General features: G+C 72.4%; 16 protein-coding genes. 1 reads left to right on the top strand and 15 read right to left on the bottom strand.

What is annotated here, in order from left to right; translation table 11 throughout:
• Positions 1-133 precede the first annotated feature (133 nt).
• The 8 genes from tmk to bldG form a co-directional block, all read right to left on the bottom strand.
• Entirely contained in the window at positions 134-3400 is a 3267-nt protein-coding gene (gene tmk / locus ACZ6TU_RS05125; RefSeq protein WP_467674994.1) for a dTMP kinase, read from the bottom strand.
• A gap of 220 nt (positions 3401-3620) precedes the next feature.
• Entirely contained in the window at positions 3621-6449 is a 2829-nt protein-coding gene (gene topA, locus ACZ6TU_RS05130; protein WP_467674992.1) for a type I DNA topoisomerase, read from the bottom strand.
• 245 nt (positions 6450-6694) lie between these two features.
• Positions 6695-6892, bottom strand: coding sequence for a hypothetical protein (locus tag ACZ6TU_RS05135; protein WP_467674990.1), 198 nt, complete (start codon positions 6890-6892; stop codon positions 6695-6697).
• A 281-nt stretch (positions 6893-7173) separates the two neighbouring features.
• The gene (locus ACZ6TU_RS05140; protein ID WP_467674988.1) at positions 7174-8712 is read right to left on the bottom strand and encodes a DUF7059 domain-containing protein; all 1539 of its coding nucleotides are present in this window, start codon (positions 8710-8712) and stop codon (positions 7174-7176) included.
• A 119-nt stretch (positions 8713-8831) separates the two neighbouring features.
• On the bottom strand, positions 8832-9413 hold the full coding sequence (locus ACZ6TU_RS05145) for a small secreted protein (RefSeq protein ID WP_467674986.1): 582 nt from the start codon (positions 9411-9413) through the stop codon (positions 8832-8834).
• 194 nt (positions 9414-9607) lie between these two features.
• Entirely contained in the window at positions 9608-12013 is a 2406-nt protein-coding gene (locus tag ACZ6TU_RS05150) for a sodium-translocating pyrophosphatase (RefSeq protein WP_467674985.1), read from the bottom strand.
• Between the two features lie 274 nt (positions 12014-12287).
• On the bottom strand, positions 12288-12725 hold the full coding sequence (locus tag ACZ6TU_RS05155) for an ATP-binding protein (protein ID WP_467674983.1): 438 nt from the start codon (positions 12723-12725) through the stop codon (positions 12288-12290).
• Between the two features lie 136 nt (positions 12726-12861).
• Positions 12862-13203 (bottom strand): anti-sigma factor antagonist BldG, encoded by a 342-nt coding sequence (gene bldG, locus ACZ6TU_RS05160; RefSeq protein WP_469546769.1) that lies wholly within the window; start codon positions 13201-13203, stop codon positions 12862-12864.
• A gap of 79 nt (positions 13204-13282) precedes the next feature.
• Here bldG and ACZ6TU_RS05165 point away from each other — a divergent pair, with 79 nt between their 5' ends.
• Positions 13283-15799, top strand: coding sequence for a DEAD/DEAH box helicase (locus ACZ6TU_RS05165; RefSeq protein WP_467674981.1), 2517 nt, complete (start codon positions 13283-13285; stop codon positions 15797-15799).
• Here ACZ6TU_RS05165 and ACZ6TU_RS05170 read toward each other — a convergent pair.
• The 7 genes from ACZ6TU_RS05170 to ssd all read right to left on the bottom strand — a co-directional run bounded on the left by ACZ6TU_RS05170 (position 15702) and on the right by ssd (position 20832).
• Positions 15702-16166: an Rv3654c family TadE-like protein gene (locus ACZ6TU_RS05170; RefSeq protein WP_467674979.1), complete on the bottom strand. Its 465-nt coding sequence runs from the start codon at positions 16164-16166 to the stop codon at positions 15702-15704. The genes ACZ6TU_RS05165 and ACZ6TU_RS05170 overlap by 98 nt on opposite strands.
• A 59-nt stretch (positions 16167-16225) precedes the next feature.
• On the bottom strand, positions 16226-16591 hold the full coding sequence (locus ACZ6TU_RS05175; RefSeq protein WP_467674977.1) for a TadE family type IV pilus minor pilin: 366 nt from the start codon (positions 16589-16591) through the stop codon (positions 16226-16228).
• Positions 16578-16787 (bottom strand): DUF4244 domain-containing protein, encoded by a 210-nt coding sequence (locus tag ACZ6TU_RS05180; RefSeq protein ID WP_467674975.1) that lies wholly within the window; start codon positions 16785-16787, stop codon positions 16578-16580. Before ACZ6TU_RS05180 ends, ACZ6TU_RS05175 begins: the two co-directional genes overlap by 14 nt.
• 74 nt (positions 16788-16861) lie before the next feature.
• The gene (locus ACZ6TU_RS05185) at positions 16862-17650 is read right to left on the bottom strand and encodes a type II secretion system F family protein (RefSeq protein ID WP_467674973.1); all 789 of its coding nucleotides are present in this window, start codon (positions 17648-17650) and stop codon (positions 16862-16864) included.
• Entirely contained in the window at positions 17647-18519 is an 873-nt protein-coding gene (locus ACZ6TU_RS05190) for a type II secretion system F family protein (protein WP_467674971.1), read from the bottom strand. Before ACZ6TU_RS05190 ends, ACZ6TU_RS05185 begins: the two co-directional genes overlap by 4 nt.
• On the bottom strand, positions 18503-19723 hold the full coding sequence (locus ACZ6TU_RS05195; RefSeq protein WP_467674969.1) for a TadA family conjugal transfer-associated ATPase: 1221 nt from the start codon (positions 19721-19723) through the stop codon (positions 18503-18505). Before ACZ6TU_RS05195 ends, ACZ6TU_RS05190 begins: the two co-directional genes overlap by 17 nt.
• The gene (gene ssd, locus ACZ6TU_RS05200) at positions 19720-20832 is read right to left on the bottom strand and encodes a septum site-determining protein Ssd (protein ID WP_467674967.1); all 1113 of its coding nucleotides are present in this window, start codon (positions 20830-20832) and stop codon (positions 19720-19722) included. Before ssd ends, ACZ6TU_RS05195 begins: the two co-directional genes overlap by 4 nt.
• Between the last annotated feature and the right edge of the window lie 25 nt (positions 20833-20857).

Raw genomic sequence — 20857 nt, forward strand, 5'->3', positions numbered from 1 at the left:
TTTCGTCACGTTCCACGGTGCGAGATCCATTGTGGGGGTGACCACTGACAACGCCTGCCGCCTGATCTCGCGGGCCCGGCCCGGGCCCGTCTCCCGCCTCGGCCCGGGCTCCCCCGGCGGACCGCCGGAGGCCTCAGCGGCCCCGGCCGCCCTTCCCCCGGCGTCCCCGCCCGTCGTCCGGCTCGTCCTCGTGCGGTCCGAGCAGTTCGTCCGCCAGTGACGGCAGGTCGTCCAGCGGCGTCTCCTCGGCCCATTCGGACCGCCGGTGGCGAGGCCGGCCCTCGGCGTCGACCTGGGGCAGCTCCCGCGTACGGTCCTCGGTGCCGTCGGGCCGGGCGGCCGGGGCGTCCTCCCGGAAGTACCCGGGCGGAACCCGGTCCGCCGGTTCGTCCCCGCGTACGGGCGGCAGCACGGCCGTCTCATCGGCGTCCCCCGGCCGGACCGGAGGCAGTACGGCCGTCTCGTCGCCCGCCCCGGAGGGCACCTGGGGCAGCACCTCGGTCTCGTCCCCGGATCCGGACCCGGCCCCGGGGCGAACCGGCGGCAGGACCTCCGTCTCCTCCCCCACGGCCGGCGGAACCGGCGGCTTGGGCAGCTCGGCCGTCACCTCGGCGTCGGACCCACCGGAGGTCCGGCCCGGGCCCTGCTCCTCGCCCCGCACCGGGCGCAGCACGGTCGTGTCGTCCGCCGCGCCGCCCGGTTTCACCACGGGCGTGGGCACCGTCGCCGCGTCCTGACCGGCCGTCGCACCGGAGGCACCCCGCGGGGCGGAGCTCTTCGGCCCGGCCTCCGCGGCAGCGGCCGCCGCCTCCGCCAGACGCCGCGCCTCCTCGGCCCGCAGCAGGGCATCTTCGGCCTTGCGCTGCTTCTCCAGGCGGAGCGCCTCGGCCTCAGCGCGCAGCCGGGCCTCTTCCTCGGCCTGCTTGCGGCGGCGTTCCTCCTCGGCCTTGCGCCGGGCCTCCTCCTCGGCGCGGGCCTTCTCCTCCGCGAGGAGCCGTGCCCGCTCCTCCTCGGCCTTCTTCCGCGCTTCCTCGGCCCGCCGCCGGGCCTCCTCCGCCTGCCGTTCGGCCTCGCGCCGCTGCGCCTCTTCCAGCTCGCGCCGCTTGCGCTCCTCCTCCTCGGCGCGCAGCCGGGCGAGCTGCTCCTGGCGCTCACGCTCCAGGCGCTCCTCCTCGGCCTTGCGGGCAGCCTCTTCCTCGGCCTTCCGGCGGGCCTCCTCCTCGGCCTTCCTCCGAGCCTCCTCCTGGGCCTTGATCTCGGCCTCGGACAGCGGCAGCACCTGGTCGAGCCGGTGCCGGATGACGGTCGTGACGGCCTCGGGCTCCTGGCCGGCGTCCACCACCAGGTACCGCCCGGCGTCGGCCGCGGCCAGGGTCAGGAAACCGGCCCGCACGCGCGCGTGGAACTCGGCCGGCTCCGACTCCAGCCGGTCCGGCGCCTCGGTGAACCGCTCGCGCGCGGTCTCCGGCGCGACGTCCAGCAGGACGGTCAGATGCGGCACCAGTCCGTTCGTGGCCCAGCGGTTGATCCGGGCGATCTCGGTCGGCGACAGGTCACGGCCCGCGCCCTGGTAGGCCACGGACGAGTCGATGTACCGGTCGGAGATGACGACCGCGCCGCGCTCCAGGGCGGGCCGTACGACGGTGTCGATGTGCTCGGCCCGGTCGGCCGCGTACAGCAGCGCCTCCGCGCGGTGCGACAGACCCTCGCTCGACACGTCCAGCAGGATCGACCGCAGCCGCTTGCCGACCGGCGTCGCCCCCGGCTCGCGCGTCAGCACGACCTCGTGGCCCTTGCCGCGGATCCACTCGGCGAGCGCCTCGGCCTGTGTGGACTTGCCGGCCCCGTCGCCGCCCTCCAGGGCGATGAAGAACCCGGAGGCGGCGGGCGCCTGCTCCGGGTCGTCGCCGCGGAGCAGCGCGTCGCGCAGGTCCTGCCGCAGCGGCACCCCGGAACGGTCGTCGACCTTGGCCAGCACCAGCGCGGCCACCGGCAGCAGCAGGGCGCCGGCCAGCATCAGCGTGAAGGCCGCGCCGCCGTGCGCGAAGACGAACTTGCCGCTCTCCAGCCGGTGCGGCCCGATCCCCGCCGCCACCAGCGGGGCGATCACCGCACCGAGCGCGACGCAGACGCGGACGACCGCGTGCAGGTGCTCCGTCGTACGGGACCGCCGGTACTCCTCGGTCTCCTGGTCGAGCAGGATGTGCCCGATGTTGGCGGACATGCCCGCGCCGACGCCGGCCAGCGCGAGGATCAGCAGCACGCTGGTGACGTCCGGGACCAGCCCGGCGGCCAGCAGCGCGACACCGGTGAAGGCGATGGCCAGCGCGAGCAGCCGGCGGCGCGACAGGGCGGGCAGCAGCGAGGGCGCCGTACGGATGCCGACGACGACACCGCCGGTCAGCGCGCCCACGAACAGCCCGTAGAGCACCGGGCCACCGCCCAGGTCCTTGGCGTGCAGCACGGCCACGGCGACGGCGGCGGACACCGCGGCGGCGACGGCCGCGCAGGCCAGCACCAGCAGCGGCATCACGCCGGTGCGTCCCTTGTCGGCGCCGGTGCCGGTCTTCGGGCGCCGCAGTCCCTCGAGCGGCGACCGCGCGCGGGGGGTGCGCGTGCCGGGCAGCTCCAGGAAGGTCAGCACGGACAGGGAGGCGGCGAACAGCCCCGCCGCCACGTAGGAGGCGAGGGCCGCCTGATGCTGGGCGAACCAGTCGATGCCGGCGCCCAGCAGGTTGTTGAACAGGGCTGCGACGACGAGCGCGACGGCCGCGAGCGGGATCGCGGCGAAGCCGGTGCGCAGCGACAGGCGGCGCAGGGCGTCCATGTGGTCCGGCAGCGGCCGGACCGTCGCGCCTTCCGGCGGCGGGGGCGGCAGCAGCGCGGGGGCCGCACTCTCACGGCACACCGTCCAGAACCGCTCGGCGACACCGGTCACGAAGGCCGTGACGAGGAGGACGGCCAGCGCGTCCTCGGGCGTCCAGTCGATCCACAGCGGGGCGACGATGAGGAGCGCCGCGCGCAGCCCGTCCGCGCCCACCATGGTCCAGCGGCGGTCCAGCGGGCCGTCCTGGGAGGTGAGCGCGGTGAGCGGTCCGAGGAGCACGGCGCCGAACAGGAGCGTCGCCAGGATGCGCACCCCGAAAACGGTCGCCACTGCGAACGCCACGCCGCGGTAGCCGCCCCCGAACGCACCTTCGGCGACGGCCGCTTGGACAGCCAGGACTACCAGGACGAGAAGGGCGAGTGTGTCGCCCACGCCGCCCACGAGCTGTGCGCTCCACAACCGCTTCAACTGCGGACGGCGCAGCAGGGCGCGGACGGCACGCTCGCGGGAGTCCGCGACCAGGGCGTCGTCGGGGGCCGGCTGAGAGGCCGTTGGATGCTCGGCTCGCGTCATGCATTCAGCCTATCGGGAGCCACCGACACCCTGGGATGCCCGGCCTGGCATGCGCACGCCCCGACACCGAAGTGTTGCCGGGGCGTTCGCTTTCCGAACCCTGGGCGAAGATCCGGACCTTGGCAGTCCGGATGTCGAACGGGGCTCGAACGGGTCCTGAGCGGGTCCCGAGCGGACCCCGAACGGGTCCCGCGCGAATCCCGACCGGGCCTGAACGGCCTCAGTCCTCCGCCGGCTCCGAGACGGTCGCCGTCTTGGCGGCCGTCTTCTTCCCGGTGGTCGTCTTCTTGGCCGTCGTCTTCTTCGCGGTCGTGGTCTTCTTCGCCGCGGTCTTCTTGGCCGCCGTCGTCTTCTTCGCCGGAGCCTTCTTGGCCGCCTTCTTCGCGGTCTTCTTCGCCGGCGCCTTCGCGCGCTTCTCGGCGAGCAGCTCGAAGCCGCGCTCCGGGGTGATCGCCTCGACGCTGTCGCCGGAGCGCAGGGTCGCGTTGGTCTCGCCGTCGGTGACGTACGGCCCGAAGCGGCCGTCCTTGACGACGACCGGCTTCTCGCTCACCGGGTCGGTGCCCAGCTCCTTCAGCGGCGGCTTGGCGGCCGCCCGGCCACGCTGCTTCGGCTGGGCGTAGATCGCCAGCGCCTCCTCCAGCGTGATCGTGAAGAGCTGTTCCTCGGACTGGAGCGAGCGCGAGTCCGTGCCCTTCTTCAGGTACGGGCCGTAGCGGCCGTTCTGCGCGGTGATCTCCTGGCCTTCGGCGTCTGCGCCGACCACGCGCGGCAGCGACATCAGTTTCAGCGCGTCGTCGAGGGTCACCGTGTCCAGCGACATCGTCTTGAACAGGGACGCCGTGCGCGGCTTGACCGCGTTCTTGCCCGTCTTCGGGGTGCCCTCGGGGAGGACCTCCGTCACGTACGGACCGTAGCGGCCGTCCTTGGCGACGATCGTGTGGCCGGTGGCCGGGTCCGTGCCCAGCTCGTAGTCGCCGCTCGGCTTGGCGAGCAGCTCCTCCGCGAGGTCGACGGTCAGCTCGTCCGGCGCCAGGTCGTCCGGGATGTCGGCGCGCTGGTGCTGCTCGGTGTCCTTCTCGCCGCGCTCGATGTACGGCCCGTAGCGGCCGACCCGCAGCACGATGTCGTTGCCCACGGGGAACGACGACACCTCGCGGGCGTCGATCGCGCCCAGGTCTGTCACCAGCTCCTTGAGGCCGCCGAGGTGATCCCCGTCGCCGTTGCCGGCGTCGGCGGCACCGCCCTCGCTGCCCTCACCGAAGTAGAACCGCTTCAGCCACGGCACGGCCCTCGCCTCACCGCGGGCGATGCGGTCGAGGTCGTCCTCCATCTTGGCGGTGAAGCCGTAGTCGACGAGCCGCCCGAAGTGCTTCTCCAGGAGGTTGACCACGGCGAAGGACAGGAAGGACGGCACCAGGGCCGTGCCCTTCTTGAACACATAGCCGCGGTCCAGGATCGTGCCGATGATCGACGCGTACGTCGACGGACGGCCGATCTCGCGCTCTTCCAGCTCCTTGACCAGGGAGGCCTCGGTGTAGCGGGCCGGGGGCTTCGTGGCGTGCCCGTCGACCGTGATCTCCTCGGCGCTCAGGGCGTCGCCCTCGGAGACCTGGGGCAGCCGGCGCTCGCGGTCGTCGAGCTCGGCGTTCGGGTCGTCGGCGCCCTCGACGTAAGCCTTCAGGAAGCCGTGGAACGTGATCGTCTTGCCGGACGCGCTGAACTCGACGTCCCGGCCGTCGGCCGCCGTGCCGCCGATCTTCACCGTGACGCTGTTGCCGGTCGCGTCCTTCATCTGGGAGGCGACGGTCCGCTTCCAGATCAGTTCGTACAGCTTGAACTGGTCGCCGGTCAGTCCGGTCTCGGCGGGCGTGCGGAAACGATCACCCGAGGGGCGGATCGCCTCGTGGGCCTCCTGCGCGTTCTTGACCTTCCCGGCGTACGTCCTCGGCTGCGGCGGCAGATAGTCGGCGCCGTACAGCTGCGTGACCTGGGCGCGGGCGGCGGCGACCGCCGTGTCGCTCAGGGTCGTGGAGTCCGTACGCATGTACGTGATGTAGCCGTTCTCGTACAGCTTCTGGGCGATCTGCATGGTCGCCTTCGCGCCGAAGCCGAGCTTGCGGCTCGCCTCCTGCTGCAGCGTCGTCGTACGGAACGGGGCGTACGGCGAGCGGCGGTACGGCTTGGACTCGACGGACCGGACCGCGAAGCTCGTGTTCTCCAGGGCGGCGGCCAGGGCGCGGGCGTTCGCCTCGTCGAGGTGGAGGGTGTTCGCGCTCTTCAGTTGTCCCAGGGAGTCGAAGTCGCGGCCCTGCGCGACCCGCCTGCCGTCGACGGTCTGGAGGCGCGCGACCAGCGACGACGGGTCCGACAGGTCTCCCGCGCGGCCGGTCGCGAAGGTGCCCGTCAGGTCCCAGTACTCAGCCGAACGAAAGGCGATGCGCTCGCGTTCCCGCTCCACGACGAGTCGTGTGGCGACCGACTGGACACGGCCCGCCGACAGCCGCGGCATGACCTTCTTCCACAGGACCGGCGAGACCTCGTAGCCGTAGAGGCGGTCGAGGATGCGGCGGGTCTCCTGGGCGTCGACCAGCTTCTGGTTCAGCTCGCGCGGGTTGGCCACAGCGGCCTGGATCGCGGCCTTGGTGATCTCGTGGAAGACCATCCGCTTGACCGGGACCTTGGGCTTGAGCACCTCCTGGAGGTGCCACGCGATGGCCTCGCCCTCGCGGTCCTCATCGGTGGCGAGGAAGAGCTCGTCGGAGTCCTTCAGCAGATCCTTGAGCTTCTTGACCTGCGCCTTCTTGTCCGCGTTGACCACATAGATGGGCTGGAAGTCGTGTTCGACGTCCACACCGAGGCGGCGGACCTCGCCGGTGTACTTCTCGGGCACCTCGGCGGCGCCGTTGGGAAGGTCGCGGATGTGCCCGACGCTCGCCTCGACTACGTAGCCGGGGCCCAGGTAGCCCTTGATCGTCTTCGCCTTGGCAGGCGACTCGACGATGACGAGTCGGCGGCCGCCCTGTGCGGTCTCGCTGGTCGGGGACAACTTCGCTCTTCTCTCCGGTCGACGCTGGGCCTCCCCAGGGTTCGTCTCCCGGGGTCGGGTCGTGGTGACGCTGCGGAGTGTGACGGTACATCCCGCCCCCGTGTCAAACGGGAAAAGCCCGCAACGGCCACTCGAACGGTAACCCGACTACCACCATTCCTGCCGCCCGGAGTGCCCGGAGCCGGCCCGCCCCTATGCGGAGTGCAACCTCTCGGTTACCCACAGAGGCGTCGCCGACACGGGCCTCACAGGCGGCTGAAGCACCAGGTTCCGACCGCCAGGGCGAGCACCGCGACGACGCTCGCGAGGGTCGCCGATGCGACGGGGTTCACACCCTGGGCGACGGGCTGGTGACGGCGTACGCGTGTCACGGTCCACGCCAGCAGTCCGCCTCCGAACAGGGAGAACACCACTCCCGCGAAGATCGCCGGTTCGCTCTCCATGACTCCCCGCGCCCCTTTTCTCCCGTCCGCGCCTCCCCAGCCAGGGGAGGCTGACACGCGTGGGCGGCCGACAGGCGAACCAGAGGTGAACGCCGGGGCGACACAGCCGCGGATCGGGGACGTCCGCCCCCTCACGGACCGTTTTGGACGAGGTGTTCAAATCGACTCGAATTTTATTGGTGAGTCTCCTCGACGAGGGCCCGTGGGGGGTGATCACGGGGCGTGGGGTGCGAGGAGTGGCGCGTGGGGTGTCCACTCGGCAGGCATCCCTGCCGAGTCCCTCAGCGGACCGGCTCCAGGAACCCCTGCTCGACGAGCAGCCGGATCTGCGCCGGAGTGCGGTCGCGCAGCAGCACCGGGTCCTCGCCGATCAGCTGGGCGATGGCGTCGAGGATGCGGCCGGCGCTCATCGTGCCGTCGCAGACGCCCGCGAAGCCGGCGCCGACCGTGTCCACCCGGGTGGCCCGGCGCATGCCGCGGTTCTGGCGCAGCACGACATGCTCGGGGTCCTCCGCGCCGGGCAGTCCGACCTGTTCCTGCACGACCTCGGCGCCGAGCCGGAAGTGTTCTTCGAGCAGGGCGGCGTCGTCGTGGTCGCGCAGGTAGTCGAGCCGGTCGAAGTGGGCCCGGATGGTGTCCCCGAGCGGCTGCTCGACCGGGTGCGGCCACTCCTCCACCGTGACGGAGGGCACGGCGGAGCCCGTCCTGCGCAGGGTGATCCAGCCGAAGCCGATGGCCTTCACCTTGCGCGCCTCGAACTCGTCGAGCCAGGCGTCGTACCGCGCCTGGTACTCCGCCACGTCCTCGCGGTGGTCGCCCGCGTCCCGCAGCCACAGCTCCGCGTACTGGTTGACGTCCTGCAGCTCACGCTGCACGATCCACGCGTCGCAGCCCCGGGGCACCCATGACCTGAGCCGGTCCTGCCAGTCCTCCCCTTCCACGTGCTGCCAGTTGGCGAGGAACTGCGCGAACCCGCCCTCGTTCAGCCGCTCCCCTGCCTCCTGAACGAGCGTGCGGCACAGATCGTCCCCGCCCATCCCGCCGTCGCGGTAGGTGAGCCGGGCACCGGGAGAGATCACGAACGGCGGGTTCGAGACGATCAGGTCGTACTTCTCGTCCTCCCGCACCGGCTCGAAGAGGGAGCCCTCGCGCAGCTCGGCGGCCGGGGTGCCGGACAGCGCCAGCGTGAGGGCGGTGATGTGCAGCGCGCGCGGGTTGAGGTCGGTGGCCGTCACGCGCGTGGCGTGCTGCGCGGCGTGCAGCGCCTGGATGCCGGAGCCGGTGCCGAGGTCGAGCGCGGCGGCGACGGGCGTACGGACGGTGATGCCGGCGAGTGTCGTGGAGGCGCCGCCGACTCCCAGGACGACCCCCTCGTCACGCCGGCCGATCCCCCCGGCGCCACCGACCGCGCAGCCCAGGTCCGACACGATGAACCAGTCCTCGCCGCCGGGCCCGCCGTACGGCCGTACGTCCACAGCGGCGGCGATCGCGTCGCCGCCGACACGGGTCAGCCAGCCGCTCTCCAGGCACGCCTCGACGGGCAGGACATCCGCCACGCGTGCGTGCGGCACGGGCTGCTGAAGGAGGAACAGCCGGACGAGCAACTCCAGCGGCGTGTCCCCGCGGGTCGCCCGGAGCGCGGGCACGGTCTCGCTCCGGGCCAGGGCAGCGTAAGCGGGGGCGCCGAGCAGTTCGAGCAGCCCGTCGGCGGTGAAGGAGGCTCCGAGCAGGGCGTCCCGGAGCCGGGCGGCGACATCGGGACGGTCGGAGGAGGGCAGCGGGGACAGGGGTGACTGGCTGGCGTTACTCACGCCCCCCATTGTGTCCGCCGGCGCCGGTATCGCACGTGCCCGTGCCGGGTATCGCGTGCGGCTCAGCGGACCGGCTCGACCGTCACTCTGGGCTCAGCAGCCCCGTCGGCCCCGAGAATGCTCCTTACTCAGCTCTGGGTCGCCGGCGCCGTGGCCGCCTTGCAGCTGGACTGCCGGGCCATGGCCTGGCCGACCTCGCCCTCCTCCAGGGTCCGGAGCGCGTCGTTCCCGCTCTTGCCCAGCTTGTCGAGCTCGGTCGCGATGTCCTTGAGGCCGTCCGCGAACTTGCCCTGGTCCTTGGTGTCGAGCGCGTCGACCTGCTTCTTCAGGGAGGCGTACGAGGAGGAGATCGCGTTGAGCTCCTTGACGGCGTCCTGCTGCTTCTTCTCACCGTTCTCGACGTCCGGCGCCCCGGCCTTGGTCACCGCGGCCCCGATGGCCTTGTAGGCGTCGGACATGTCCTGGAAGGCCTTTGCGTCGGTCTTCTGGACGTCCTTCGGCTTGCTGTTGTCCGAGGTTTCCTTCTGGATCGAGCCATTGGCCGACTCGATCTTCTTGGCCTGCGGCTGTACGGCGTCGCAGACCTGCTTGGCCCAGGAGTCCAGCTTCTCGTTGTCGTCGCCGCCGCAACCCGACAGCGCCAGTACCAGTACCGCACCGCCGGACAGTGCGGCCGCGAGCTTCTTGTTCACCGGTTTGGTCCCTTCCATGGCTCTCGGCCCCGGAACATACACGCCAGATGCACGGCAGCAGCACGCCGAGCGTCTATTAAGACCTTTTTGTAACCTTTTGCACCAAGCGAGAGAAGCCTCACGGCGTGGTCGCGTACGCGCGCAGAGCGGGCGGGCGACGCGTCAACGCGCGCCGCCCGCCCGCACCTTGAGCTGGGGCTTGGACGACCTCCCTACGAAACCACCGCCGGGTCCGCCGACTTGGGCTTCGGTTCGGCGTTGTCTTCGTCACCTACGGCGATGCCGCGCCGCTTTGACACGTACACCGCGCCGACGATGACGACGAACGCGAGGGCCGCGATCAGGATCCGCACTCCGATGCTCTTATCCGGGCCGTAGGAGAACTTGATCACTGCGGGCGCGATGAGCAGGGACACCAGGTTCATGACCTTGAGCAACGGGTTGATCGCGGGACCGGCGGTGTCCTTGAAGGGGTCGCCGACGGTGTCGCCGATCACGGTCGCCGCGTGGGCCTCGCTGCCCTTGCCTCCGTGGTGGCCGTCCTCGACGAGCTTCTTGGCGTTGTCCCAGGCGCCACCGGAGTTGGCGAGGAACACCGCCATCAGCGTGCCCGCACCGATCGCGCCCGCAAGGAACGCGCCCAGCGGCCCGACACCGAGCGTGAACCCGATGAAGACGGGCGCCAGCACGGCGAGCAGACCGGGTGTGGCGAGCTCGCGCAGGGCGTCCCTGGTGCAGATGTCGACGACCTTTCCGTACTCCGGTTTTTCGCTGTAGTCCATGATCCCGGGCCTCTCGCGGAACTGCCGCCGCACCTCGAAGACCACGGAACCCGCCGATCGCGACACGGCGTTGATCGCCAGCCCCGAGAAGAGGAAGACGACCGCCGCGCCCGCGACGAGACCCACGAGGTTGTTGGGCTGCGAGATGTCCATCATCAGGCTCATCGGCGCGCCGGCCCCGGACAACTGCTCGCCCACGTCCCGCGCGCCGGTGATGATCGCGTCGCGGTACGAACCGAACAGCGCCGCCGCCGCGAGCACGGCCGTGGCGATCGCGATGCCCTTGGTGATCGCCTTGGTGGTGTTGCCGACCGCGTCCAGGTCGGTGAGCACCTGCGCGCCCGCGCCCTCGACGTCGCCGGACATCTCCGCGATGCCCTGTGCGTTGTCGGAGACGGGTCCGAAGGTGTCCATCGCGACGATCACACCGACCGTGGTGAGCAGGCCGGTGCCGGCCAGCGCCACCGCGAACAGCGCCAGCGTGATCGACGTACCGCCGAGCAGGAACGCCCCGTACACGCCGAGGCCGATCAACAGGGCGGTGTAGACGGCGGATTCGAGACCCACGGAGATACCGGCGAGGACGACGGTGGCCGGGCCGGTGAGCGAGGTCTTGCCGATGTCCCGGACGGGACGCCGGGTGGTCTCGGTGAAGTAGCCGGTCAGTTGCTGGATCAGGGCGGCGAGCACGATGCCGATGGCCACCGCGACGAGCGCGAGGATCCGCGGGTCGCCGTCCTTGCCCGTGATCGCCGCGTCCGTCACGCCGTCCAGGTCCGAGTACTTCCCGGGCAGGTAGACGAAGACGGCCACGGCCACCAGCACGAGCGAGATCACCGCGGAGATGAAGAACCCGCGGTTGATGGCGCTCATTCCGCTGCGGTCGGCCCGCCTGGGCGCCACCGCGAAGATGCCGATCATGGCGGTGATCACACCGATCGCCGGCACGAGCAGCGGGAAGCCGAGCCCGGCGTCGCCGAAGGCCGCCGAGCCCAGGATCAGCGCGGCGACCAGGGTCACGGCGTACGACTCGAAGAGGTCGGCCGCCATGCCCGCGCAGTCGCCGACGTTGTCGCCCACGTTGTCGGCGATGGTCGCGGCATTGCGCGGGTCGTCCTCCGGAATGCCCTGTTCGACCTTGCCGACCAGGTCGGCGCCGACGTCGGCGGCCTTGGTGAAGATGCCGCCGCCGACACGCATGAACATCGCGATCAGCGCGGCCCCGAGGCCGAAGCCCTCGAGCACCTTCGGCGCGTCGGCCGCGTACACCAGCACCACGCAGGAGGCGCCCAGCAGGCCCAGGCCCACCGTGAACATACCGACGACGCCGCCCGTGCGAAATGCGATCTTCATCGCTTTGTGCGAGACGGTGGTGAGATCTTTTTCCGGCTCTCCTTCCGCCGGAGTTGCTTCACGCGCCGCCGCCGCGACCCGCACATTGCTGCGGACGGCGAGCCACATACCGATATAGCCGGTGGCCGCCGAGAACGCCGCTCCGATCAGGAAGAACACCGACCGACCGGCACGCTGATTCCAGTCGTCCGCGGGCAGCAGCATGAGCAGGAAGAACACGACGACGGCGAATACGCCGAGCGTGCGAAGCTGACGTGCCAGATAGGCGTTCGCGCCTTCCTGGATCGCCACCGCGATCTTCTTCATGCTGTCGGTGCCCTCGCCGGCCGCGAGTACCTGGCGCACCAGGACGCCCGCGACCACGAGTGCCGCCAGCGCGACGACCGCGATGACCACGACGAGAACGCGGTTGCCATCGGTCAGTACGGCGGCTGCGAGGTCTGTGGGATGGCCCGACTGTTGTGAGATGGAAAGCCCCGCCATTCGTCCTCCTTGACGCTTGGGCTGAGCTCAAGATGTGGACGGGATTGTAGGTACCGGAACCTGATCAAAACAGAGCGCGATAAGTGGAATTGGCCTTCTGAGGTAATGCCCTGAAAGCATTCTCGGACTGCCGCGGAGCATGCGAAATGATCGTGAACGAATTCACGCGAGGAACGGCACAGGAACTACTGTAAAGGCGAGCACTGACACCCGCACATGACGAAGGGCCCCATGGGTGGGGCCCTTCGTCAAGAACGGTGTGCGCGGTGGCCGGTCAGGCCAGGACGGTCGGCGGCGGCGTGGTCGGCCAGGTCATCTTGATCGAACCGCCGTGCTCCCCCGCGCTGACCGCGACGTCGTCGACGAGTCCGCTGATGACCGCGAGGCCCATCTCGTCCTCTTCGGCCTCACCGTCGGGGTCGCCGGGTCCGGTGCCGGGCGCGCGCTCGCCGGGTACCGCATGCGGGGCCTCGTCGCCGACCTCGATGGAGAACTGTTTCTCCTCCTCGATCAGCAGCACCTTCACCGGTGCCGAGATCCCGCCGGTCTGGTGCAGTCCGACGGCCCGCGTGCAGGCCTCACCGACGGCGAGCCTGACCTCGTCGAGGACGGCCTCGTCCACTCCGGCCCTGCGCGCCACCGCGGCCGCCACCAGCCGGGCGGTCCTGACGTGCTCGGGCAGCGCGCTGAAGCGGAGCTCAACGGTGGCCATGCATCCCCCTCGCAACTACGGGCGTGCTGTCGAGAGGCTCCGGGCCGCCGAAAAGCCCGGGCCCCCTCGGTCTTCACTTCTGCCGAACTCTTGCCGCGACTTCGGCCGGCCCGGGCGCGAGGCCCGGGCCCGGTGGTCAGTCGGTCGCCGCCACCGCTTCCTCGACCGAGGTGTGAATGGGGAACACCTTGGTGAGGCCGGTGATGCGGAAGATCTTCAGAATGCGCTCCTGGTTGCAGACCAGGCGCAGGGAGCCCTCATGGGCCCGCACACGCTTCAGGCCGCCGACCAGCACGCCGAGCCCGGTGGAGTCGAGGAAGTCCACGCCCTCCATGTCGACGACAAGGTGGAAACTGCCGTCGTTCACCAGCTCGACCAACTGCTCGCGCAGCTTGGGCGCGGTATATACGTCGATTTCGCCACCGCCCCTGACGATCGTGCGATCGCCCATGGTCTCGGTCGACAGGGACAGGTCCACGGATCCTCCAGCACCTTGCTATCGAGCGGTCGCCCTTGGGGCACCTCGGCTTCGTCCCCTGGACGGTTCGCCAGCCGCGATGGCATTCAATCACTTACGGGCAGGCGTGCACGACGCCTTGGCTCCATTGTCCGTCACGCCAGTGACACACTCGGTGCCGATGGCCAAGAATCACCGATCCGATCGAACCCCGACGGACCCCGCCTCGCGACCGGCGCCGGGCACGGTCCTGGACCGGCTCGCGTCCGGTCCGAGCAGGGCTTCGCGCATTACTCATACGGAGCACTTGCCCCCGCGCGAGGGTCGGCATGCCGTCTGGCCGGACCGGATCCGAGCGGAGGTCGTGGCGGCCGTGCAGGCCGCGGGCATCGAGCATCCCTGGGCCCACCAGGCGCATGCGGCGGAGCACGCCCTGGACGGCGAATCGGTCGTCGTCGCCACCGGCACGGCCTCCGGCAAGTCCCTGGCCTACCTCGTGCCGGTCCTGTCCACCCTCCTGGACGGCGCCGATGCCCCGAACGGCCGGGGCGCGACCGCCCTCTACCTGGCCCCCACCAAGGCCCTTGCGGCGGATCAGTGCCGCTCCGTGAAGGAACTTTCACATCCGTTGGGCCATTCGGTGCGCACGGCCGTGTACGACGGTGACACTCCGTTCGAGGAGCGCGAGTGGATCCGCCAGTACGCCAACTACGTCCTGACCAACCCGGACATGCTGCACCGCGGCATCCTGCCGTCCCACCCTCGCTGGTCCTCCTTCCTGAAGTCGCTGAAGTACGTCGTCGTCGACGAGTGCCACACCTACCGCGGCGTCTTCGGCTCGCACGTCGCCCAGGTGCTGCGCCGACTGCGCCGCCTGTGCGCCCGCTACGGCGCCTCGCCCGTGTTCCTGCTGGCCTCCGCGACCGCCGCCGAGCCCGCGGTGGCCGCCCGCCGCCTCACCGGTCTGCCGGTGGTGGAGGTCGCCGACGACGCCTCCCCGCGCGGTGAACTGGTGTTCGCCCTCTGGGAACCGCCGCTGACCGAGCTGCACGGCGAGAAGGGCGCCCCCGTCCGCCGCACGGCCACCGCCGAGGCCGCCGACCTGCTCACCGACCTCACCGTGCAGGGCGTGCGCTCGGTCGCCTTCGTACGGTCCCGGCGCGGCGCCGAGCTGATCTCCGTCATCTCCCAGGAACGACTGGCCGAGGTCGACCGGTCGCTGGCCCGGCGTGTCGCGGCGTACCGGGGCGGTTATCTCCCGGAGGAGCGCCGGGCACTCGAACGCGCCCTCCATTCGGGTGAACTGCTGGGCCTCGCCGCGACGAACGCCCTCGAACTCGGCATCGACATCTCCGGCCTGGACGCGGTCGTCATCGCCGGTTACCCGGGCACGCGGGCCTCCCTGTGGCAGCAGGCGGGCCGGGCCGGACGGTCCGGGCAGGGGGCGCTGGCCGTCCTGGTCGCGCGTGACGACCCGCTGGACACGTTCCTCGTCCACCACCCGGAGGCCCTGTTCGACCAGCCCGTCGAGTCGACGGTCCTCGACCCGGACAACCCCTACGTGCTGGCCCCGCACCTGTGTGCGGCCGCCGAGGAACTGCCCCTGACGGACGAGGACCTCGACCTGTTCGGCCCGGCCTGCGAGGACCTCCTCCCCCAGCTCGAGGCCGCCAAGCTGCTGCGCCGTCGCACCAAGGCCTGGCACTGGACCCGCCGCGAGCGGGCCGCCGACCTGACCGACATCCGCGGTGAGGGCGGACGCCCGATCCAGGTCGTCGAGACCGGCACGGGGCGACTGCTGGGCACGGTCGACGCGGGCGCCGCGCACTCGACCGTCCACGAGGGGGCGGTCCACCTCCACCAAGGCCGGACGTACCTGGTGCGGTCGCTGGACCTGGAGGACTCCGTCGCCCTCGTCGAGGAGGCCGCCCCGCCCTACTCCACGGTCGCCCGGGACACGACGTCGATCTCCGTGCTGGAGACGGACGTCGAGGTGCCCTGGGGCGACGGCCGCCTGTGCTACGGCTCCGTCGAGGTCACCAACCAGGTCGTCTCCTTCCTCCGCAGACGGCTCATGACCGGTGAGGTGCTGGGCGAGACGAAACTCGACCTCCCTCCTCGTACGCTGCGCACCCGGGCCGTGTGGTGGACCGTCACCGAGGACCAGCTCGACCGCGCCCGGATCAACCCGGAGATCCTCGGCGGCTCCCTGCACGCCGCCGAGCACGCGTCGATCGGCCTGCTGCCCCTCTTCGCGACCTGCGACCGCTGGGACATCGGCGGCGTGTCGATCCCGCTCCACCCCGACACGCTCCTGCCCACGGTCTTCGTCTACGACGGCCATCCCGGCGGCGCGGGCTTCGCGGAGCGCGCCTTCCACACCGCCCGCACCTGGCTGACCGCCACCCGCCAGGCCATCGCCTCCTGCGAGTGCGACGCCGGCTGCCCGTCCTGCATCCAGTCCCCCAAGTGCGGCAACGGCAACGATCCGCTGCACAAGAGGGGGGCGGTGCGGCTGCTCACGGTGCTGCTGGAGGGGGCTCCCGAGGAGAAGGAGGCGGAGGAGCAGCCGCCGGGAGGCCCGGGAGAGACGCCCCAGCACCCGACCGCGCCCTGACGATCCCCGCCGACGGGATACCCGGAGGAGCTGTCGGAGGCCCCGCCCGCGCCCTGACCTCCGCCATGAACGGCCCCCGGCCCGACGCCGCCGTCACGTCCGAGATCTCCCCGACGACCTCGCACCGCACGAGCCGGACGCCCTGTGCCCGGGCCACCCGGCCGGCCCGGGCACAGGCAGCCGTACCGCCCTCGGCCCAGTGGTCCGCCGCCGCGAGCGCCGCGAGATCCGCGCCGCCCGCCGCACGGTGCCGGATCACGACGGCCTGCCCCAGTGCGAGGACGACGCCGAACACCACGCACAGGACGGCGATCGCCCCGACACTCCAGACGGTGGCGGACCCCTGGTCCGAGGCGGCACCTCTCATCGGCCGACGCCCCCTGTCCCGGCGCCTCGGGCCCCGGCCTCGCGCCTCCGGTCGCCGTCTCACGTGCCCGCCCCCACCGTCTCCTCCACCGACGCCACGGCCTCCTCCCGTACGGTGAAGGACAGACCGCGCAGCACCGGCGGCTCGGCCACGACGACCACCCGGACGTGTTCCGCGCCCCGGTTGACGGTCACCTTCGCGCCAGGTGGTGCCGCCTCGCGGGTCAGTCGCACGACCGCGTCGGGCGGGTCCTGGCGGGCAGCCGCGCGGGCGCCCGTCCGTGCCGCGTCCACGCACTGGATCTGCGCGGCCACGACCAGCAGCCCCCACACCAGCGCCATCGCGAACATCACCAGCACGGGCAGCACCACGGCCGACTCCGCCGTGACGAACCCCCGGTCCGCGCCCCGCTCACATCCGCGCATTGAGGGCTTCCTTCACGATGTTCTGGAGCTCCGCGCTGACCGCGCCGCTCGTGATGACCTTGTAGAGCACCACCGCGAACGCCACCGCCGCGACGATTCCCATCGCGTACTCGGAGGTGACCATCCCAGCGTCCCTCCGCGCCGCACGCGCCCTGCACACCAGGGCACCCAGCCGTGCCCGTACCGCCTGATACATCTCAACCCCCGTAGGAAAGAGTCCGAACTTCTATTGGTCGTCGCTGACTTGTTCCGCCGATCCGGGTCTCCGCCTCAGCCACCACCCCCTCCGAGCACCCCGCCCGCGAGCCCGATCACCACGGGCAGCACGCCGACCGCGATGAACGCGGGCAGGAAGCACAGCCCGACCGGCGCGCTGACCATGACGCCCGCTCGGCGTGCCCTGGCCGTCGCGGCGCGGCTCCAGTCGGCGCGGGCCTCGGCGGCGAGCCGTGCGACCGGTGTGGCGGCGGGCAGTCCGGACACATCAGCCCGTTCGAGCAGCCGGGCCAGGCCTGCGGCACCCGGCAGGGCTGCCAACCTCCGCCAGGACGCACCCGGTTCGCCGCCCAGCCGTACCTCCGCCGCCCCCTGGGCGAGGGCGTCGCCCACCGGGCCTCCCAGGGCCTCTCCCACGGCATGCGCCGCGATCACCGGGCCGGCGCCCGCCGCGATGCAGGCCGCCAGCAGGTCGGCGGCCAAGGGCAGTTGCCGCGCCGCCTCGGCGAGGTCGGATGCCCGTGGGTCCGTACCGGCCGCCTCCTGCCGCAGCCGCCACCGCCAAATCCCCACCGCGCCGGCCAGTCCCACGACGACACCGACCAGGCCGCCGACCAGCGCCCACCCGGCACCTGCCACGCCCACGGGGGCCAGCCATCTCCGCGCGGTCCGGCTCAGGGCGGGGCGCGGGGCCGGAGCGGTCGCTTCGCGGGGCGACAGCTCGGTCAGCCGGCGCCGCATCCTCCGGCGGTGCCGCGCCTGCTTCAGCCGACGCACCGACAGCCAGAGGGCCAGCAGAATCCCCACCGTCGCCCCCAGCCTGTGGACAACTTCCCCGCTCATGCCGCCGCCTCCGCACCCCGCACGATCCGCAGCACCCACCACAGCCCCAGGCCCTCCAGCACACCGCCGGCCACCAGACAGCCCAGGCCCGCCGTGGTGTGCAGCAGGACATGGAGGGGGTCGGCGCCGAGGGCGGTACCGATGAGGAGCCCCAGGGCCGGAAGCCCGGCGAGCAGCACCGCCGTGGCCCGGGCGCCCGCCAACTGGGCGCGCAGATCGGACCGTTGGTCCCGTTCGGCGCGCAGGGCGGCGGCGAGCCGGTCGAGTCCGGCCGCGAGCCCGGCGCCCTGGTCCACGGCCACCCGCCAGCACGCCGCGAGTCCCCGCAGGCCCTCGGCTCCCGGTTGCCCCGCGGCGGTCGCGAGCGCCTCCGGCACGTCGCCGCCGAACCGTGCCGCCGCCAGCACCGTCGCCTGTGCGTCCGCGAGCCCGCCGCAGTCCCGCGCGGCCCGCAGCAGCCCCTCACCCGGCTGGCGTCCGGCCCGCACCTCCCCGGCCAGCGCTCCGCACAACGCGATCACCGCGTCGGCCCGGCGCTCCCGGTCCCGCCGTGCCCCAGAGGCCAGCCGGGCCCTCCGCAGCAACGGCACGCCAGCCGCTCCCAACACCACCGGCAGCACCGACGCCCCGAGCACCGCCAGCACCAGCCCGGCCACCGGCGCCCACCACTCGGCCCGCAGCCGCCCACGGACCCGCCGCCACCCACCGACCATCCGCTGCCACCCGGGCGGGTCACTCCCGACACTTCCGCCGCCCGCGAGCAACACCCTCGCCCGCCGCGCCGTCGAGTTCCGCTCGCCCAGCAGCCACACCGCCGCTCCCATGCACGCCACAACCGCACCCATGGACACCTCAGCCACCCCCGTCATGACTCGCCCCCTTCACCGCGGCCTCACACGGCCCGTTTCCGCCGCCGCGAAGCAGCCCCCGCAGCCGCGCCCACCCCCGCTCCCGCACGAAGGCCTCCGCTCCCCACCGCAGCGCCGGCACCGTCCGCACCAGCCCCGACGGGTCCCGCTCCAGCACGTGCACCTCGGCGATCCGCCGCCGTCCGGTCCGGTCGCGTACGAGGTGCAGCACCACGGAGAGGGCGGCCGCCACCTGGCTGTGCAGTGCGGCCCGGTCGAGCCCGGCGGCCGTTCCCAGCGCCTCCAGCCGGGCCGGTACGCCGGCTGCGGCATTGGCGTGCACGGTTCCGCAGCCGCCCTCGTGGCCGGTGTTCAACGCGGCCAGCAGATGCACCACTTCGGGTCCGCGGACCTCTCCCACGACCAGCCGGTCGGGCCGCATCCGCAGTGCCTGGCGCACCAGGTCCTCGAGGGTGACGACGCCCGCGCCCTCCTGGTTGGCGGGTCTGGTCTCCAGCCGCACGACGTGCGGATGGTCCGGCCGCAGTTCCGCCGAGTCCTCGGCGAGGACGATCCGCTCGTCCAGCCTCACCAGCCCCAGAAGGGCACTCAGCAGCGTCGTCTTGCCGCTGCCCGTGCCGCCACTGACCAGAAAGGACAGCCGTGCGTCGAGCAGCGCGCGCAGCACACGGTCCCCGCCCGGCGGCACCGTGCCCGCCGCGACCAGCTCGCCGAGCGTGAAGGCACGGGGCCGTACTACGCGCAGCGACAGGCAGGCGCAGCCCACCGCGACCGGCGGCAACACCGCGTGCAGCCGGGTCCCGTCGGGCAGCCGGGCGTCGACCCAGGGCCGGGCGTCGTCCAGCCGGCGCCCGGCCACGGCGGCGAGGCGCTGGCCGAGCCGTCGTACGGCCGCCGCGTCCGCGAAGCGCACCGACGTCAGCTCCAGTCCGCCGCCCCGGTCCACCCAGACCCGGTCCGGGGCCGACACCAGCACGTCCGTCACCGACGGGTCGGCGAGCAGGGGCTCCAGCGGCCCGCTGCCGACCAGCTCGGACCGCAACTGCGCGGCGGCCCCCAGGACTTCCGCGTCCCCGAGCACCCGGCCCTGCTCCCGAAGGGCCTGCGCCACCCGCGCGGGTGTCGGCTCGGCCCCGCTCTCGGCCAGCCACCGCCGCACTCCGTCGAGCAGTTCCGCGCCCTCGAGGCCGGCCAGGGTGCTCACGCCGCACCCGCCTCGACGAGCGCCCGCTCCCAGAACTCCTTGCAGAACCGGGCGAGCGGTCCGCGCGGGGCGGCACCCGGTGGTGCCGTGCCCTCGTCCGGGCGCAGCAGTTCCGGCTCGACCGGCACCTCTCCGACGAGGGGCAGTCCGAGCAGCCGGGCCACTTCCCGGTCGTCGAGCCCCGGCGGGTACGGCCCGCGGACCGCCACCCGCAGATCGCGCAGGACCATGCCGACGGCGGACGCCACCCGTCCGGCGGCCGCGACGGCACGCAGCTCGGCGGGCACCACCAGCACGCCGACGTCGAGTTGGGTGAGGACCTCGGCGACGCCGTCGTCGATGCGGCGCGGCAGGTCGACCACGACCGTGCCGCCCCGGCGCCGGGCCGCGGCGAGCACCGCGCGCACCGCCTGGGGCGGGACGGCGATCCGGTCGCCGCGGTCCCAGCTGAGCACCCGCAGCGAGTGCAGTTCGGGCAGCGACTCCTCCAGAGCGCCCCCACCCACCCGCCCGCGCGAGGAGGCGAATGCGGGCCAGCGCAGCCCGTCGGCCGTCTCGCCGCCGAGGAGTACGTCGAGTCCGCCGCCCAGCGGATCGGCGTCCACGAGGAGTGTGCGCAGCCCCTCGCGCGCGGAGGTGACGGCGAGCGCGCACGCGAGCGTGGACGCTCCGGCCCCGCCCCGGCCGCCGATGACGCCCACGGTGAGGGCGGGCCGGCCGACCCCCTCGGCCACATCGGCGATGCGGTCGACGAGCCACTGCTCGCCGTCGGGCAGCATCAGGACGTGCTCGGCGCCGATCTCGACGGCCCGCCGCCACACCCCGGAGTCGTCCTGGTCCCGGCCGACGAGGACGACTCCCCTTCTGCGCGCGGCCCCGCGTACCCGTCGCGCGGCGTCGTCGCCCACGAGGACGAGCGGCGCGGCCTCCCAGCTGCCTCTGCGGTCGGGCACCCCGTGGTGCACCTCTGGTGTGGCACCCGCCGCCGCGCACAGGCGCAGCAGGTCGTCGAGGAGTTCGGTGTCCTCGGTGACGATCAGCGGTCCGCCCTGCCGCCCTCCGGCGGCCGGCGGCGGATCGTGTGTGACGGCTCCGGCCACGGTCTCCATCCCCCTTCGCTGCTTGACTCGCACG

Source organism: Streptomyces sp. NPDC052064 (assembly GCF_055585925.1).